General features: G+C 65.3%; 13 protein-coding genes and 2 pseudogenes. 7 read left to right on the top strand and 8 right to left on the bottom strand.

The annotated features are described in order from the left end of the window. Position 1: 1 nt before the first annotated feature. Positions 2-1,252 (bottom strand): KasA/KasB family beta-ketoacyl-ACP synthase, encoded by a 1,251-nt coding sequence (locus AU072_RS12490; protein ID WP_064414099.1) that lies wholly within the window; start codon positions 1,250-1,252, stop codon positions 2-4. 76 nt (positions 1,253-1,328) lie between these two features. Between AU072_RS12490 and AU072_RS12495 the strand changes: the two genes are divergently transcribed. Next, entirely contained in the window at positions 1,329-1,715 is a 387-nt protein-coding gene (locus AU072_RS12495) for a DUF2237 family protein (RefSeq protein ID WP_064414098.1), read from the top strand. A gap of 39 nt (positions 1,716-1,754) precedes the next feature. Here AU072_RS12495 and AU072_RS12500 read toward each other — a convergent pair. Beyond that, a pseudogene (locus AU072_RS12500) lies at positions 1,755-4,097 on the bottom strand (glycoside hydrolase family 65 protein). 222 nt (positions 4,098-4,319) lie between these two features. On the opposite strand from AU072_RS12500, the pseudogene AU072_RS28985 reads away from it, so the two are divergent. The 4 genes and pseudogenes from AU072_RS28985 to AU072_RS12515 all read left to right on the top strand — a co-directional run. After that, positions 4,320-5,567 (top strand): annotated as a pseudogene (locus AU072_RS28985) (SLC13 family permease); the annotation flags it as partial. After that, complete coding sequence (locus tag AU072_RS28595) at positions 5,465-6,142, top strand: SLC13 family permease (protein ID WP_328586864.1); 678 nt, start codon at positions 5,465-5,467, stop codon at positions 6,140-6,142. The pseudogene AU072_RS28985 and the gene AU072_RS28595, both read left to right, overlap by 103 nt. Before the next feature lie 52 nt (positions 6,143-6,194). Further along, positions 6,195-7,157, top strand: a complete 963-nt coding sequence (locus tag AU072_RS12510) for an L-lactate dehydrogenase (protein ID WP_064414097.1) — start codon at positions 6,195-6,197, stop codon at positions 7,155-7,157. A gap of 11 nt (positions 7,158-7,168) precedes the next feature. Beyond that, on the top strand, positions 7,169-8,341 hold the full coding sequence (locus AU072_RS12515) for an acyltransferase family protein (protein ID WP_064414096.1): 1,173 nt from the start codon (positions 7,169-7,171) through the stop codon (positions 8,339-8,341). Here the strand turns inward: AU072_RS12515 and AU072_RS12520 are convergent. Next, a complete protein-coding gene (locus AU072_RS12520) occupies positions 8,301-8,528 on the bottom strand; it encodes a hypothetical protein (RefSeq protein ID WP_064414095.1) in 228 nt (75 codons plus the stop codon). The genes AU072_RS12515 and AU072_RS12520 overlap by 41 nt on opposite strands. A gap of 22 nt (positions 8,529-8,550) precedes the next feature. Further along, positions 8,551-10,764 (bottom strand): 6-phosphofructokinase, encoded by a 2,214-nt coding sequence (locus tag AU072_RS12525; RefSeq protein WP_064414094.1) that lies wholly within the window; start codon positions 10,762-10,764, stop codon positions 8,551-8,553. Between the two features lie 260 nt (positions 10,765-11,024). Between AU072_RS12525 and AU072_RS12530 the strand changes: the two genes are divergently transcribed. After that, positions 11,025-11,507: a hypothetical protein gene (locus AU072_RS12530; protein WP_064414093.1), complete on the top strand. Its 483-nt coding sequence runs from the start codon at positions 11,025-11,027 to the stop codon at positions 11,505-11,507. A gap of 27 nt (positions 11,508-11,534) precedes the next feature. Here AU072_RS12530 and AU072_RS12535 read toward each other — a convergent pair whose 3' ends face one another. Beyond that, complete coding sequence (locus AU072_RS12535; RefSeq protein ID WP_064414092.1) at positions 11,535-12,917, bottom strand: FAD-binding oxidoreductase; 1,383 nt, start codon at positions 12,915-12,917, stop codon at positions 11,535-11,537. Beyond that, complete coding sequence (locus AU072_RS12540) at positions 12,901-13,113, bottom strand: hypothetical protein (protein ID WP_064414091.1); 213 nt, start codon at positions 13,111-13,113, stop codon at positions 12,901-12,903. The genes AU072_RS12535 and AU072_RS12540 overlap by 17 nt, the downstream gene beginning before the upstream one ends. Positions 13,114-13,237: 124 nt before the next feature. Here AU072_RS12540 and AU072_RS12545 point away from each other — a divergent pair, with 124 nt between their 5' ends. Then, the gene (locus tag AU072_RS12545) at positions 13,238-14,701 is read left to right on the top strand and encodes an amino acid permease (RefSeq protein WP_064414090.1); all 1,464 of its coding nucleotides are present in this window, start codon (positions 13,238-13,240) and stop codon (positions 14,699-14,701) included. Positions 14,702-14,774: 73 nt separating this feature from the next. Here AU072_RS12545 and AU072_RS12550 read toward each other — a convergent pair whose 3' ends face one another. After that, the gene (locus tag AU072_RS12550) at positions 14,775-15,629 is read right to left on the bottom strand and encodes a phytanoyl-CoA dioxygenase family protein (RefSeq protein WP_064414089.1); all 855 of its coding nucleotides are present in this window, start codon (positions 15,627-15,629) and stop codon (positions 14,775-14,777) included. A 128-nt stretch (positions 15,630-15,757) separates the two neighbouring features. Next, on the bottom strand, positions 15,758-16,882 hold the full coding sequence (locus AU072_RS12555) for an aromatic ring-hydroxylating oxygenase subunit alpha (protein WP_064414088.1): 1,125 nt from the start codon (positions 16,880-16,882) through the stop codon (positions 15,758-15,760). Between the last annotated feature and the right edge of the window lie 2 nt (positions 16,883-16,884).

Raw genomic sequence — 16,884 nt, 5'->3', positions numbered from 1 at the left:
GCTAGTAGGCGCCGAAAACCAACGAGACGTTGTAGCCGCCGAGCCCGAACGAGTTGGTGACCGCGTAGCGGTAGTCGCCGCGGCGCGGGCTCTCGGCGACCACGTCGAGGTCGATCTGCGGGTCGAGGTCCTTGAGGTTGAGCGTGGGCGGAACGACCCCGTCGCGCAGCGCCTGAGCCGTCAACACGGCCTCGATCGCCCCTGCGGACCCCAGGGAATGCCCTAACGCCGCCTTCGGCGCGTACACCGCGGGCGAATGGTCGCCCAGCGCGTTGCGGATGGCCCTGGCCTCGGCCAGATCCCCGTGCACGGTCCCGGTGGCGTGCGCGTTGATGTGGTCGATGTCGGTGGCCGTCAGGCCGGCCAGTTCGATCGCCCGGGTGATCGCGTCGCTGGCGCGCTCACCGTGGGGATCGGGCTCGGTGAAGTCATAGGCGTCCGAGGTCATGGCCGCGCCCATCAGCCGGGCCAGCGGTTTCGCACCGCGCGCCTTGGCGTGCTCCTCGGTTTCGATGATCATCAACGCGCCGCCCTCGCCGAACACCATGCCGTCGCGGTCCTTGTCGAAGGGTCGGCAGGCGCCTGCGGGGTCGTCGTTGCTGGTCGACAGCAGCCCCTGCAGGCTGAACGCCGCGATCGGCACCGCCTCGATGTGGGTCTCCACCCCGCCGCAGATCACCATGTCGGCCTCGCCGAGGATGAGGTGTCGCCAGCCCTGCGCGATGGCCGCGGCACCCGAGGCGTCGGCCATCACCGGCGAGATGATGCCCGCCTTCGCCTTCCGGTCCAGTCCCACCGCGGCGGCCGCCCCGTTGGGCATGTACATCTGGATGGTCAGCGGCGACACGGCGCGCAGGCCCTTCTGTCGCCAAAGATCGTGCTGGAGCGGGATCTCCTCGGTGCTGCCGAGCGCGAGCCCGACCGACACCGCCAGCCTCCGGGTGTCGACGTCGGGATTGCCTGCTATCTCCCAGAGCCTGCGGCTCAGCACGGTGGACATCTTCTGCATGTATGACGTCCGGCGCCGTTCGACCCGGTCCAGGTGCTCGTCGAGATCCTCGAGGATCGCGCCCCCGATACGGACCGGCGAGTCGAACTCGTCGACGAACCACTTGTCGAGCGCCCGGATGCCGCTTCGACCCTGCTGTAGCAGCTGCCAGGTCTCTTCGGCGTCGGTGGCCAACGCTGTCGTCGAGGCGACAGCGGTTACGACGATGTCGGGAAATCCGTCGCCAGTCCTGAGCGCGGCCATGCCGGATGCTCCTCGTTGGTTCGAATACGTTCGGGTATTACTGAATATTAGGACCCTCCAAAACGATGGACGACTTGTGGCTGAACTCAATGTGCTCGGCGAGCCGCTCCAGCCGTGCAGTTCTGACCCGATGACCGGCTTCTACCGGGACGGGTGCTGCTCGACCGGGCCCGAGGATCTGGGGAGCCACACCATCTGCGCGGTGGTGACGGCGGAGTTCCTCGGGCACCAGCGGTCCATCGGCAACGACCTGTCCACCCCGCGACCGGAGTACCGCTTTCCCGGTCTGCGGCCGGGCGACCGCTGGTGCGTCACCGCGGTGAACTGGTTGAAGGCCTACCAGGACGGCTTCGCCGCGCCGGTGGTGCTGGCGTCGACACATGAACGCACGCTCGAGGTCATCTCGCTCGAAGCCCTGCGCGAACACGCGGTCGACGTGCCCGACGATCTCGGATCGCTCTAGCCACTTCGTGCGGCGATCCGGTCAACGGGACCGCTCGACTCACGCTCGTCGGTACGGCGCGCGATTCGCGGGGAATTCCACTACTCCCCGTTGGGCCGGATTCTTGATCGGCACGTTGACGGGTTCGTCACCGACCGTCAACGCCTGCCCATAGTGGGTGAGTTGAACCGGGTCACCCGATTGGAGTCGATATGTGACTTCAGAAGCGGTCATCTCCACCGACAGGCAACTGCCGCGCCAGAGAATTGTGAACTTCATGCGATTCAGCGCGTTCGGAAGTGCGGGCGCAAAGGTCAACTCCATACCGCGACAACGCATTCCACCGAACCCGGCCACGCAGACGAGCCATGTTCCGGCGAGCGCGGCGATATGCAGACCGCTGGAGACATTGCCGTGCAGATTGTGCAGATCGATGAATGCGGTTTCGACGAGGTAATCGTAAGCGAGCTGCAGGTAGCCGACCTCTGCGGCGATCACCCCCTGCGCGGAAGCCGACAAGGACGAGTCACGGACGGTCAACGCTTCGTAGTACTCGAAGTTGCGGAGCTTCTCTTCCTCGGTGAAGGCGTCACCCCGCAGATACATCGCCAGCGTGAGGTCCGCCTGCTTGATCACCTGAGTGCGATACAGCTCGAAGTACGGATAGTGCAGCAGAAGTGGATAGTCGGTGGCAGACGTCGCGGCATAGTCCCACAGCGCCATCCGGGTGAAGCTCTCCGACTGCTCGTGCACTCCCAGATCGGGATTGAACGGCACCACCATGTTGGACGCCGCGACCCGCCATTGGGCGGTTTCTTCGGCACTGACCCCGAGACTGCGGGCGACCGCCGGGCACCTCTCACACACATCGGCGGCTTCGGTCAGATTGTGCTGCGCCATGAGGTTGGTGAACAGGTTGTTGTCGACCAGCGCCGTGTATTCGTCGGGTCCGGTGACGCCGTCGATGCGGAACTGCCCGGTGGAATCATGGTGGCCCAGGCTCACCCACAGGCGGGCGGTTTCGACGAGAAGTTCCACACCGCAATCGTTTTCGAACTGCTGATCTCCGGTCGCCGCGATGTATTGTGCCGTCGCGTAGGCGATGTCGGCCGTCACGTGGACCGCCGCCGTGCCCGCCGGCCAGTAGCCGGAACATTCTTCACCGTCGATCGTCCGCCACGGAAACATGGCTCCGCTGTGCGCGAGTTCATCAGCGCGCCGTTGAGCCTTCTCCAGTGTCGAATGCCGCCAGCGCAGAGCGGCCGCAGCCGCCTACGGCATGGTGTGGGTCAGCACGGGCAGCACGTAGGTCTCGGTATCCCAGAACGCGTGCCCGCCGTAGCCGGTACCCGTCAGGCCCTTCGCCGATATGGGTCGACTCTCCCCTCGGGCGCCGGCCTGGAGCACTTGAAACAGCGCGAACCGGATCGCGTGTTGGAGTTCTGGATCCCCGTCGATCTCGATGTCTGCGTGGGACCAGAAGGAGTCGAGGTACTCGCGTTGCCGTCTGAGCAGGTTGTCCCATCCGGTCTGCTTTGCCGCCGCAAGTCCGGCGTCCACCTGCGCGCGCAATGCCGGCGTGGAGCGCCTGCTCGACCATCCGTACGCGAGGAACTTCGTCATCCGCAGCACCTGACCCTTGGGCAGGTCGACGGCAACGGTCATCCGCGCGAGGTCTTCTTCGGCCCGAATATCGCATGAGCTTCCCGGGATGTCATCGAGCTGATGATCCATTCCGGCGGCCACACGTAATCCCGAGCGCCTGGTGTGATGAACCAGCACTGCCGACTTGTCGGTCGCCGCAGCGAAATTCGCAATCAGGGGTCGATCCAGTGCCGCCGCCAGCCGAGGGTCGTCACCAGGGGTCGCGACCGCCTCGTTGGCCAGCAGATCGGATTGCACGACCAGTTCCAACATCGAGTCCAGCGGCTCGACCTCGTAGCGGATCGCGGCGACGGCGCGTTGGGCGAAGGAGACCAGCCGCTCCGACTTGACCCGTACGCACCGCCCTGTCTGGGAGGCCCATACGGTGTTGCGGCGCAGTGTGCCCGCGCGGAGATCCAGACTGTATTCGTGTTCGATCACTCTGCCGTAGCGCATGTCCATCGGCGAATCCTGAACGAACAGTTGAATGATCTTCCCGTCGGTCACATTCACGACGGTCTGGCCGTCTTCGGGGTAGCCGTATCCGCCTTCGGCATAGGGCAATTCGTGATTCTCGTAGAACCCGTTCAAGTAGGTACCGGGTGTACCCAGCGGCTCACCCTCGTCGAGGGTTCCACGCAACCCGATGTGGCCGTTCGACAAGGCGAATATCGATTCGATGTCGGGCAACGAGTCGAGCTCAAAGCCGGACCACCGCAATTCCCAGGGAGAAACCCGAAGGTCGGCAGGGGTTGTCATGGCGCCATTATCGTCATCACCCGGCCGTAGCATGACCGGTTCGGGAGTCGATGCAGCTCCGAGGGCCTGGCGGCTCGCGCAATTCGCGGCGCGTTGACGTGATTGTCGGGATAATCGACACATCGTGCATCACGCCGAACTGATCGACCCCGACACCACCGAAGCCGGATCCGAGACGATCGCCGGTCAGCGCCCCACAACCGGCACGAGCCAGACGGTCACATGTCCGACGCCACACTGAGCCTGGTGATCGTCGGCGTCGCCGTCGCATTGTTCATCTGGAACCGGCTTCCGGTCGAGGTGGTCGCGATCGGTGTCGCGTTGACTTTGTACTTCACCGGACTGATCGACACGAGAACACTCTTTAGTGGGTTCGGCGACGCGGTGATCGTGTTCATCGCATCACTGTTCGTCGTCAGCGAGGGTCTGGAGGCGTCCGGGGTCACGGCCTGGGTCAGCGGGACGCTGGCCCGATTGGCGGGACGGGCTTACACCCGGTTGGTGAGCACCGTGTTGGCGCTGGGTGCAGTGGTCAGCGCAATCATCACCGTTAACGGTGCCGCCGCGGCGTTGGTACCGGTCACTACCGCGGTGGCGCGCCGCGCCCGGATCCCACCGTCAAAGGTGTTGATCCCGTTGGCATTCGGCTGTAGCGCGGGAGCGCTGCTGACGCTCGGCGGCAGTCCGGTCAATGTGCTGGTTTACGACGCCTCACGCGCCTATGGGGGGCCCGGGTTCGGCTATTTCGAGTTCGCGCTCGTCGGGGTCCCGCTGGTGCTGGTGACCATCCTGGTGGCTGTGGCTTTCGGCCCTCGGCTTCTGCCCGACCGCGAGTCGACGACCTTGCCCAGCGATTTCAGTGACTACCTACCGCGCATCGTCGACCATTGGGGTTTGGACCGTCGCCTGTTCCGGTTGACGGTCGGTGAGCGGTCGGCAGCGGTCAGAGTGCCGGCGCGCGATCTCGTCGCCGCGCACGGCGCAGGCACCGGCTCGTCAGCCGGTGACCAGCTGACCTTGGTGACCACCCAGACACACGGCGGTCGGATCGCCGACGACCATCACCGGCTGGAACCCGGGGACGTGCTCGTCGTCGAAGGCGATGACGAGATCGTCGCCGCGTTCGCCGACCACGCCGGTTGCTCGATCGAGCACGTGGTGACCCGGCCCGACGACGACCTGCTGGGCCGCGACAGCGGACTCGCGGAGCTGGTGATCCCCCCTCGATCAAACTGGTTGGGCGCAAAGGCTTTTCCCGGACTATCCGTTGCCGGGGTCACCGTTTTGTCGGTGCATCGAATGAACGCCGACGCCGACGCACGTGTCGTCGAGCTGTCCCAAGGTGACACCATCCTGGTGCGTGGCCAATGGTCCGCGATCGACCGGTTGACCGCCTCCGGCATGCTGGTCGTCGATTCGACCGAGGACGTACGGCGGCAGACCGTCGCGCTGGACCGCTCGGCGCCCCGAGCGCTTGCTGTGCTTGCGGCGATGGTCGTTTTGCTCGTGACCGGGATCGTGCCGCCGGCGGGGCGGCCTTGCTGGCTGCACTGGCCATGGTGGCGTTGCGCGTGGTGCGGACAGACCTGGTGTACCGCGCGATCCCGTGGCAGACGATCATCGTCATCGGCGCGCTCATCCCGCTGTCCACGGCGATCCAGACCAGCGGGGCCGCAGAGCAGATCGCCACGCCGATCGTCGACGTGGTGGGAAGCCACAGCCCATATTTACTGCTGAGCCTGCTGTTCGTGCTCACCGCGCTTCTCGGCCAGTTCATCTCGAATGTCGCCACGGTGTTGGTCGTGATACCGATCGCGGTGGCGGCCGCGGTCGACAGCGGTGTCTCGGTACAGGCGACGCTGATTCTGGTGGCGCTCGCAGGAGCGGCATCGTTACTCACTCCGATTGCGACACCGGCCAATATGATCGTGATGCATCCTGGTGGTTATCGTTTCAGCGACTACTGGCGGCTCGGCATTGTCACGATGATGGCGTGGTTCGTGGTCGCGATGGTGGTGATCCCGTTGTGGTGGCCACTTGGGTGACGAATCTGCCCGAACCGTCGCGCGCGACGCGACATCGTCGAACTATGGAGCTATGACGGAGTCATTGAGGGGACGGTCCACTAAGGTCAGCATCGTCGGTATGGGCGGTGTCGGTACCGCGATCGCCTATGCCTGCCTGATTCGCGGATCTGCGGGATCTCTGAGCCTCTACGACATCGACGCCAAGAAGCTCCGCGCCGAAGTGCTCGATCTGAACCACGGCAGCCAATTCGTTCCGCACTGCCCGATCAACGGTTCTGACGACGTCGGCGTCACCGCCGGTTCCAAGGTCGTGATCGTCACGGCCGGCGCCAAACAGCATGAGGGCCAGAGCCGGCTGGACCTCGCGACCAGCAATGTAGCGATGGCCCAGGCGTTGACCCCGCAACTGCTCGAGCACTCGCCCGACGCGATCATCATCTTGGTCACCAATCCGGTCGACATCGTCACCTATGCGGCGGTTCGTTCAGTCGACATCCCCTCGGGACGGATCTTCGGATCCGGGACCGTGTTGGATTCCAGCAGGTTTCGCTATCTCATTGCCGAGCGCGCCGATCTGGCCATCGCCAATGTGCACGGATACATCGTCGGCGAACACGGCGACTCGCAGATCTCGTTGTGGTCGACCGTGTCGATCGGCGGTGTGCCTGCCGAGCATTTCCGCATCGGCGGCGCGGCGGTGTTCGACGAAGCCACGCGCAACCAGATCTCGGCGGACGTCGTCAACGCCGCCTACGAGATCATCGCCGGAAAGGGCGCGACCAGCCTGGCCATCGGGTTGTCGACCGCGCGAATCGTCGAGGCGATCCTGGGTGACCAGCACCGCGTGCTGCCGGTGTCGACCGTGCAGAACGGCGTATACGGGATCAGCGATGTGTGCCTGTCACTGCCGACGGTCGTGACCGCCGCGGGCGCCGGTCAGGTACTCGAGCTGTCCCTCTCGGAGCCCGAACTCGCGGGCCTGCGGGCGTCTGCGGCAACCCTGAAGCAGGCGCAGACGTCGCTGGGTCTGTAGTCACATCGGAAGTGGAGGCGAAGATCGACAACCGACGAAGCGGTCTGCCCGATCTCGACGCGCTGGTCGACGCGACACCCGCCAGCCGCGATCGAGTCGTCGACTTCTTACGGGCGGCGAGCATCTGCGTCGTCGTCCTGTGGCATTGGTCGCTTTCGATCACCCACTGGGACGGCGACTATGCGCTCGTCATGCCCAATCCGATCGGCTACGTACCGGGCAAATGGATGGCGACGTGGGTGCTGCAGGTGATGCCCGTGTTCTTCTTCGTCGGCGGCTACGCCAACCTCGCGGGTTGGGAGGCGGTCACCCGGGCGGGCGGCGGTGCGGCGAAGTTCCTCGGGGCGCGGATGCGACGGCTGCTGACACCACTCGTACCGTTCCTGGCGGTCTGGCTGGTCTTCGATCTCATCGTGCAGGCCACCGGTCGGCGCGGTGTACTCGAGTGGGGCATCGTCGTGTTCGTCCCCTTGTGGTTCATCGGCGTCTACGCCGGGGTCGTCGCCGCCGTACCGCTGACGGCCCGCCTGCATCAGGCTTGGGGCTGGCGGGTATTGGCGGTCCTGGCCGCGCTGGTCCTCGGTTGCGATTTCCTGCGGCTCGGCCTGGATTGGGGCGGGCCGGCCCCGGGCCTGGTCGGTTCGGCCTGCGTATGGCTGTTCTGCCACCAGCTCGGCTACTTCTGGCGGGACGGAACGCTGATTGCCGGCGGCCGCCGACTCGCAGCCGCGGTGGCCGCTGCGGGTTTCACCGGACTGGTCGTCCTGACCACGTTCGGGCCCTACTCGCGGTCGATGGTCGCCGTGCAGGGCGAGGACACCAGCAACATGTTCCCGACAACGGCACCGATCGCGGCGCTCGCCACCTTCCAGCTCGGGCTGGTGATGCTCGGCCGGCCTCGGCTCAACGCCTGGCTGCAGCGCCGCGGACCCTGGCGGGCGGTGGTGGCGGCCAACGGCGTGACCATGCCCGTCTTCACCTGGCACATGACCGCGCTCGTGGTGTTCTTGTGGCTATATGAGCGAGCGGGATTCGTATTGTCGAGCGAGCCGACTGCGGCGTGGTGGCTCACCCGGCCCGTGTGGATCGTGGGCCCGGCCTTGGTGCTCGCCGTGATCTTGGCCGTGCTTGCTGGGAGTCGACTCACCGTCCGCCGGTGGTTCTTTCGCGATCGGCAGGTGTGAGCGTGACCAAGGCCGCGCCGACGGTGAACAGCGTCAGCCACTGGGTCCACGGCATCTCCTCGAGCACGTTGAGCATGCCGAACTCGCCGTCGGAATAGGTGGCGTTGGCCACGAGCCAATGCCCCACCACGACAAGGCCTATCGCCGACACTCGGTAGAAGTCCACCGACAGGTCGCGCTCTCCCATACCCGCCTCCGGTTCGGTCGGCTCAGCCTCGCATGACGAGGGCGAGGTCACGGTTGTCCATCCAGCGCTGCTCGGCGGGCCGCTGTGCGTTCTCCTCGATCAGCGTCGGGTAACTAGTGAGGTCGGTGAATCGCAGTGTGCCGGATTGGAATCCGATCATGGCGCTGGCCCGCCCGCCGGCTTCGAGCTGCTCGGAGAGGAATTCCATACAGCGTGCGGTCATGATGGTTGTCTGTATCCGGTCGAACGGCGAGGGGTTGCCACCTTCCTGGGCGTGGCCGAGGGTTTCCGCCCGGGCGTCGAACAGGCCTCCGCCTTCCTTTTGGAACAGCGACGTGATGAACTCCGTGGTGTAGACGCGATCGGAACCTTCGCTGCGGACAATCAAACCAACCCTCTTACCACCTCGGAACCTGGCCGTGAGGGCGTGGACATCGGCGGTGAGGCCGTCCAGTGTGATGCCGTCTTCCGGTAGGTAGATCCGGTCGGCGCCGGTGGCCAACCCGCCGACCAGAGCGAGAAACCCGCAGTCGTGGCCCATCACTTCGACTACGAAGACTCGCCGGGTAGCGACCGCTGACCGCCGTATCTTGTCGACATCGGCGACAATGCTGTTGAGCGCCGTGTCGCTGCCGATGCTCAACTCGGTTCCGGGCACATCGTTGTTGATGGTCATCGGCATACACACGATCGGGATGTCGAGAGCAGGGTATTCGTCCCGGTGCCGCTGCAGCTCGTACGCGGCCCGGTAGCCGGCCCACCCGCCGGCCACGAGGAGCCCGTTGATTCGTTGGGCCGCAATCTGTTCGGCGATCTGAGCGATGGCACCGGCCCCGGGAACGTAGCGATTGGTGCCGATCTCGGCGCCTCCCTCCGACACCCAGCCGCTGACGTCCATCCAGCCCATCTCGTGAACGTCACCGTCGCGTAGTCCAACAAATCCGTTGTTGGCCGCAAGGATCGTGTAACCCCGGTCGAGACCGATCCGAACGGCGACGCGCACGGCAGCGTTCATCCCAGGCGCCGGTCCGCCGCCGTGTACCACCGCGATCCGACAGCCTCGGTCCGGGTCGTTTCGCGGCGCGGCCTGCTGGATCGTCTGCAGAATCCGGTATGACTCTCCGAAACTCCCGCCGCGCAGCTTCATCGTGCCGTCGTAGTCATGTGACTTCACGCGTTCGGCAACCTCTTGCGTGCGCGCGACGCATTCCATCAGCGGCGAGGTGATCACCCGGTTCCCCTGCAACCCGATCAGCTGGGCGGGTCCGTGTGGCTCGTCGGCGAACAGCCGTTCCACAGCGCGATAGCCGAACTGCGTGGCCAGGTATCGGTCGAAAGCGCTTGGTACGCCGCCACGTTGCACATGCCCCAGCACGGTGACTCTGACGTCCTCACCGAGCTCGTCCTCCAGCAGCGTCCGAACCTGCTCCGCGGTGATCGGAATGCCGTCCCGGTCGCGCGCACCCTCTGCGACCACGACCACGCTGTGGCGACGACCGATGGAGCGGCCGGCCTTGATGTCCCGACACATCTGCGCACGCCAGTCCGCGCTCGGCGGGTGCTCCGGGATGAGGACCCAACTCGCCGCCGTGGCCAGCGATGACATCAGCGCGAGGTAGCCGCAATTGCGTCCCATCACTTCGACCACGAATGTGCGCTGGTGGCTGGCCGCCGTGCTGTGCAGGGCGTCCAATGCGTCGATGATCCGGTGCAAGGCGGTGTCAGCGCCGACCGTCATGTCGGTGCCCGACATGTCGTTGTCGATCGATCCAACCAGACCAGCAAGCCTCAGGAAGGGATGTTGGTCGGCCGTGTCCTGCGTAATAGTCCCGGCATCAACCAGTTCAGCGAGCAGCTCGGCCCACTCCTGACGGAACAGGTTGGCGCCGGCAAGACTTCCGTCGCCGCCGATCACCACGAGCGCGTCGATTCCGCGCTCGACCATGTTGCGGGCGGCCTCGCGGCGGCCTTCGCGGGTCCTGAACCGCTTCGATCGAGCGGTCCCGATGACGGTGCCGCCCAGGTGCAAAATCCCATCGGCGGCAGACGGTTCCATGCGCCGAATGAGGTCACCGCCGGTGACGAGGCCGTGATATCCCTCATGAACAGCGAACACGTCGATGCCCCGGTGGGCAGCGGTGAGGACGACCGCGCGCACAGCCGCGTTCATGCCAGCAGCGTCACCGCCGCTGGTCAGGACGGCGATACTCGATGGTGCAGACTTGACTTCAGACATCTCGTCGGCCTCCGTGCCGCTCGCGGATGAACACTCCGTTGGCTGTCCTGATCATCGCGTATTGCGGCAGGCGACGCGGTCGGGGGGGAAAGGCACAACCCCGATGGTGCCCCCGCACCCAGTGCTTCGTCGCCATGATGCGAATCTTCGCTCCCGGAAAATTGCGGCAGGGGCATACCCCGGTTTGCGCAGCGGCGACCTGAGCGGCCTTTAGCGCGCATTCCGGTCGGCGATCGCTCGATTCGTCATACCGTGAGCGGATGACAGATCAGATACCCGCAGTGAGCACCGGGCATCCGCCCGGCGCACTGATGCGCGTTCTCAACCCGTCGCTGCGGTTCCTGTTGCGTACTCCGCTGGCCGGCCCGTTGGGTAATCAGTTCATGGTGCTGAACTTCAGAGGCCGAAAATCCGGGCGGCAGTTCTCGATCCCGGTGAGCGCGCACCACATCGACGGCGGACTCTACGCGATAGCCAACACGGTGTGGAAGAACAATTTCCGGGACGGCGCGGACGCGGAGGTGGTGCACAGAGACACGGCGCGGAAGATGCGTGGCGACCTCATCACCGATCCGGGGGTGGTGGCCGATTTGGCGCAGCGGCTCGCACAGTCTTACGGCCCCAGGCGTGCGCAGACGACCATGGGCCTGAAGTTTCGCGACGGAGGCATTCCGTCGGTCGAGGATTTCGCAGAGGCGGTGCGGCGGGAAGGTATCGCTGCAGTGCGGTTCAGCCCCGCATGACCGAAATGTCTGCCGTTCGCCCCCCGGTCAGGCGGCGTCGACCGAAAGGCTCTGCTCGAAGGCGAACACGTTCTGAGGATCGTATTTCGCCTTGATCGCGCGCAACCGCCCCACATTGTCGCCCCAGTACGCCGATTCCCATCCAGGCATACCGGCATTCGGGACATTGACGTAGGCGCCACTTACGTACGGCGTCAGTGCTTCCGCGAACTCGGCGCACCACGTCAGGCACCCGTCTGTCAGCGGATCGTCGGAGGCCGAGACCCCGCCGCGGACACCCCACCCCGCACCGGGTTCGGCGTAGAACAGCGCATCGCGGTGCGCGAACGCGGAACCACCGGACGGCTCACTTGTCCGCACTGCGCCACCGAAGGCATTGGTGAAATAGTTGCAGTCCGGTGTCGGAGCCCTCGACATGAACGATGCGACGAGGTCGATGGCTTCCGGCGGATACGGCTCATAGATGAACTGCGACAGGAACTTCCAGTTCGCGGCTTCGTCGGCGGGTGGTATCTGGAAGCCAGCGTAGACATCCGCCCACCGCGCGTCGGCGGTCGAGATGTGCGGCTTGCCGACAGTGAGGATCGGCGCCAGCATCTGCTTGGCATCGGCCTCGGACCCGTCGGTCAGTACCGCGACCATCACGATCTCCTCGCGGCGGATCTCCAACTGGCTGGTGAGCCGATCGTCGACGTGTGGGGCGCTGTGCTGCCATGCGTCGAAGACCGGCGGAAGCTGCCCGAGCCCCGACCACGTCGCCACGACATGGATGGCTTGCGTCAAGGGATGGATGCGGTAGGTCAGCGATGTGACAATGCCGAAATTGCCGTTGCCGGCGCCGCGTAATGCCCACAACAGATCGGGGTTGTTCTGCTCGTCGGTGATGATCGCCGTCGCGCCGTCGTCGCCCGAAGCCACGACGACCTCCGCCGCGAGCAGATTGTCGGACGCCATACCGTATCGGCGGGTGAGCAGACCGAAGCCGCCGCCGAGGGTCGCACCGACAAGCCCGACGGTACCTTCGGTTCCCGTCGGCGCGGCGAAACCGGTCGCGCCGAGCGCTGTGACCGTTTCCAACTGAGTGAGTCCGGCGCCGACGGTGGCAACCTGTGAGGCCGCGTCGATGGCGGTCGACTTCATCCGGCTCACATCGATCACCAGGCCGTGGTCGACAGCCGACCAGCCCTCCAGGCTGTGCCGTCCGCTACGTACCCGCAGGGGCAGACCGTTGCGTCGTGCCCATGCCACGGCGTTGACCACATCCTGTGTGCCCGTGCAGAACACGACCGCATCGGGTTGCGGAGAGAACAGGTGGTTGTAGCCGAGTCGCGCCGCGTCGTAGCCCAAATCTCCCGGCCGCACAACGTCTCCCGTCAGCGTTTCGGTCGACCCTTCAGTGCTTGAAGACATTGAGTTCTCCGGGTTCGGTCTCCAGGACGTCGCGGCTGAACATGCGCAGCTTGACGAAGTACAACCCACCGAGGACGAACAACCCGCCCACGATCACCGTCAGAACGGGCGCCGAGGGAGTGTTTGAGCTCCGGTTCGTAGCCGCAGTCCTCACAAATTCGTCGGCAAGTTCGTCGTCCGGTGCGACCGCTGTCATGAATCGACCTTCCGAAGGCTGAGGACAGTGAAACGAACGTACCGACCGGCCGCGAAGATAAGCGCGGAATTGACGTCTATGGAATATTCGGTGCCCTACTGTTCATCTAGTGCAGGAGGGGCGGATGACCACAGAGGACGTCGTGCATGGTCGGTCCGCCGATGACGAGTCTCGGGAATGCGGCTATACGCCCGAACTGAAGCGGAGCCTCGGCTCGTTTCAGGTGTTCGCGATCTCGTTCGCGTTCATCTCGGTCGCCGTCGGTGTCTTCGCCAGTTATGGTGCTGTCCTTCAGAGTTCGGGACCCGTCGGCATCTGGCTGTGGTTGGTTGCGGCGGTCGGGCAGACGCTCGTAGCTTTGGTGGTCGCGCAGTTCGCCGCCCGCATCGCGCTCAGCGGGTCCTCCTATCAGTGGGCATCGAGATTGGCCAACCCGAAGGTCGGTTGGTTCTTCGGGTGGTTGACGTTCTGGTTTCTGGCCATCGGAGTGGTGGCGATGGACAACGCGCTCGCCAGTCAAGCGCTGATGCCGCTGCTGGGCATCGCACCGGATGAGGATGTCGCCCGGCTGATCACGCTGGCGCTGCTGGCGATGCAAACGGTGCTCGTCATCGCATCGACCCGACTGCTCGGCGTGGTCACTTCGACCGCGGTCGCACTCGAGTTGACGATCGTCGTCGTGCTGGTGATCGTCCTGGGGGCGGTGATGGTGCACAGCGGCAGCGGAACCGTCGACAATGTCGTCTCGCGGGGTGTCGCCGCCGGCGCATCCGACTACTTCGCGATCGGTGGCGGCTTGATGGCGGGGATGGTGATGGGACTGGTGACGCTGGTCGGATTCGACTCGGCGGCCAATCTGGCCGAGGAGGCCAAGGATCCGTACCGCAGTGTCCCCCGGGCGATCGTCTCCTCGGTGATCGCGTCGGCTGTCCTGGGCTTCATCTTCATCTTCATTCTCACCGTCGCGATCAAGAGCATCCCCGAGGTCAGCACCAGCGAATCGCCCGTCGCCATGATCATTCGCGGTCAGCTGGGGCCCGTCACGGAGCGAATCCTGTTGTCGGGTATCGCGTTCGCGATGTTCGGTGCGGCGATGGTGATGCTGGCCTCGTGCTCACGCATCGTTTTCGCCATGGCACGCGATTCACGCTTTCCCGGCTATACCCTGTTCCGGCGGGTCAACCAGCGCACCCGTACACCGATTCCCGCGACCGTGTTGATGTTCGTCGTGGGTGTCGTCCTCATGGTGGCGCTGCCCGGTCAGGCCCTTCTGCAGCTGATTGTCGGGTCGACGATCCTGCCGGCGCTGATCTATGGGGCCATCACGGTGCTGTACCTGTCGGTGCGAAAGCGGCTGGGCCGCAAGGAAGGTGCGTTCGGGCTGGGCCGTTTCGAGGTGCCCGTGGCGATCGCCGCCCTCGTCTGGGTGGCTTTCTCGTTGGTCGCGCTGATGTCACCCTCGGACTCCCTGGTCCCCGACCTGATCGTCCTCGGCGTCGTGTCGGCGGGCGGGCTGTACTTCGCCAAGATGTTGATCTTCAACCGTGAGGTACTCGAGACCGAGCCTGGAGATCCTGACGCGTTCTGAGTGGGAACCGCCCAGCTGGAAACCGGTGCGCGGATCGTGTCCTAGCGCCCAGATCCCTGTGTGCAATCTTCGACTACGGCTGCTCCAACAGCCGCAGGGGGTGCAGGCCGTCGACGGCGCCGACGAACGGTGGATGGATGCTGTAGCCGATCATGCGGCGGATGTCATCGGAGACCTCGCGCGCGGTGTCGCGGGATATCGAGAGCGTGAAGGCCTCCATCGGCCGCAGCCACGGCTGGCAGTACTGGGCGGTGACGGCCAGTCGCGCGGCGTCGGTGGTGTTGGCGCCGCCGCCGTGCCAGAGGGTGCCGACGAAGAAGACGCAGGAACCGGCGGGCATGACGACGGGTATCGCGGGGTCGCCCGGTTCGGGGCGACGCCTGCCCCAGCGGTGACTGCCGGGGTAGAGCACCGTGGCGCCATTGTCGGCGGTGAAGTCGTCGATCGCCCAGATGGTCGCGGCGGCAAGGGGTTCGCGTGGTCGCGGGATCGGGTAGAAGCCGTCGTCGTGGTGGGCCAACTGCGCCGTCTCGCCGGGCTGGATGTTGATGGCCTGCAGGGCCGACAGCAGGTAGTTGTCCATCAGCAGTCGATCGAGGACCGCCAACACCCGCGGATGGTCGACCAACCGGTCGCACACCCGAGTCCTGCTCAGCAGGCTGTAGACGCGCTGGGTGCGGTGTCCTTCGAACGAGTTGCGGCCCGTGTGCGCGAGCCACGGCGCGACCGTCTCCTTGATCTGCGCGCACTCGTCGGCGCTGAGCAGGTTTTCCCAGATGAGATAGCCGTCGCGGTCGAGCGCCGCCATATCGGCGTCGACGACGGCCGGGTCGACCGAGGCGCCGCCGGTGGCTGTCCATTTGTGCCGGCGCGCCAAATCACTGCGCAGGTCATCGAGCGTGGTGACCGGGTCATCGTCGATGCTCATCAGCGGCCCTCCCCTGCGTATCGGTCGACCTACCCAAACACTGGACCTCGCGCGGGCAGTGGTCAAGGACCTGCGGCGCTGTGGCGTTGTCCTACACCGGTGAGCGGGCGCTCGCCGCCCGCAATCCCTCAGATCAGCAGCGCTTGGTTCCGCATAGCGGCGAGGTGGTGCAGCAGCGCCTCGTTGCGGCCGAAGACGACGTGGTCGACGCCGGCCGTCAGACCGCGCTGGCACGCCTCGGCCATCGGAAAGTCCTGTCCTTCGAGAACCTGGGCGGCGCCATCGAGTCCCATCTTGTACCAGGCGCGTTCGTCGTCGGTGACCGGTTCCGCGGGTGCCGAGATGGACAGGTAGACCACGGTCTCGCCCGGGTTGCTGCCCGGGTAGGCGCGCAGCATCTGCGATGTGCCCGGTGCCTCGATCAGCACGCAGCTGGGAAACAGCCCGTACACCACCGTGCCGAAGAACTGGTCGGGCCAGTCGGCCTCTGAAAGATCTCGGTACTGCACGATTTCGCGGAACGGGAAGGCCCAGCGGATATTCCGGCCGTAGATGTCGTAGACCGAGTTGTTCGATGCCAACGGGTCCAAGGTGTCGGCATGGACGAAGGGAAAGTGGTAACCCTCGAAGTTCACGTCGACAGCGAGCTTCCAGTTGCATGCGATGTCGTAGCGCCGGGTCTCCACGTGGAACACCCGGTCAAAGGCGTAGTCGGACAACGGCGTCGCGATACCGTCCAGCGCCGTCGACACATCGACGTCGGCCGACAGTCCCACGACCAGAAGCCCACCCTGCATGCTGATGGGTAACGAGATCAGGCCGCGGTCTTCGAGGTCTGCTCCGGCGAACATCGTGCGGGCGGGCGCCCCCTTGAGCCGACCGTCCAGGCCGTAGGTCCAGCCGTGATAGGGACAGGTGAGCGTTCGCGTTGCACCGCAGCCGTCGGCCACCTGCGCGCCTCGATGTGCGCAGCCATTGATGAACGCGCGCCGCGCACCGTCCTGCGCCCGTGTCACCAGAACGGGTGTGCCCATCACATCCTTCGTCACATACGAGCCGGGGGCGGCGACCTCGCCTCCCCAGCCGATCACGTGCGGCATGCTGCGCAGCATCCGGATGTCGGCCTCGAAACGGTCGCGGTCGACGTAGGCGCTGCGCGGCTCGCGCCACACCCGATCGGCGATGTCAAGGCTGTCGTTCTCGAAGTGCTTCAGGACGCGGCGGGTGAGCTCGAGAGCTTCTTGTCGTGGCACGG

Source organism: Mycolicibacterium novocastrense (assembly GCF_001499835.1).
Lineage (GTDB): Bacteria > Actinomycetota > Actinomycetes > Mycobacteriales > Mycobacteriaceae > Mycobacterium > Mycobacterium novocastrense.
Note: the sequence above shows the minus strand (reverse complement) of the source record. Positions and strands in the feature narration are given on the sequence as shown.

Excerpts from the sequence above, each read along its gene's own strand:
- AU072_RS12520 (WP_064414095.1), bottom strand. The coding sequence starts at position 8,528 with ATGGGAGAGCGCGACCTGTCGGTGGACTTCTACCGAGTGTCGGCGATA.
- AU072_RS12535 (WP_064414092.1), bottom strand. The coding sequence starts at position 12,917 with ATGTCTTCAAGCACTGAAGGGTCGACCGAAACGCTGACGGGAGACGTT.
- AU072_RS12540 (WP_064414091.1), bottom strand. The coding sequence starts at position 13,113 with ATGACAGCGGTCGCACCGGACGACGAACTTGCCGACGAATTTGTGAGG.
- AU072_RS28595 (WP_328586864.1), top strand. The coding sequence starts at position 5,465 with ATGGTCCGCGATCGACCGGTTGACCGCCTCCGGCATGCTGGTCGTCGA.
- AU072_RS12525 (WP_064414094.1), bottom strand. The coding sequence starts at position 10,764 with ATGTCTGAAGTCAAGTCTGCACCATCGAGTATCGCCGTCCTGACCAGC.
- AU072_RS12530 (WP_064414093.1), top strand. The coding sequence starts at position 11,025 with ATGACAGATCAGATACCCGCAGTGAGCACCGGGCATCCGCCCGGCGCA.
- AU072_RS12545 (WP_064414090.1), top strand. The coding sequence starts at position 13,238 with ATGACCACAGAGGACGTCGTGCATGGTCGGTCCGCCGATGACGAGTCT.
- AU072_RS12490 (WP_064414099.1), bottom strand. The coding sequence starts at position 1,252 with ATGGCCGCGCTCAGGACTGGCGACGGATTTCCCGACATCGTCGTAACC.
- AU072_RS12510 (WP_064414097.1), top strand. The coding sequence starts at position 6,195 with ATGACGGAGTCATTGAGGGGACGGTCCACTAAGGTCAGCATCGTCGGT.
- AU072_RS12550 (WP_064414089.1), bottom strand. The coding sequence starts at position 15,629 with ATGAGCATCGACGATGACCCGGTCACCACGCTCGATGACCTGCGCAGT.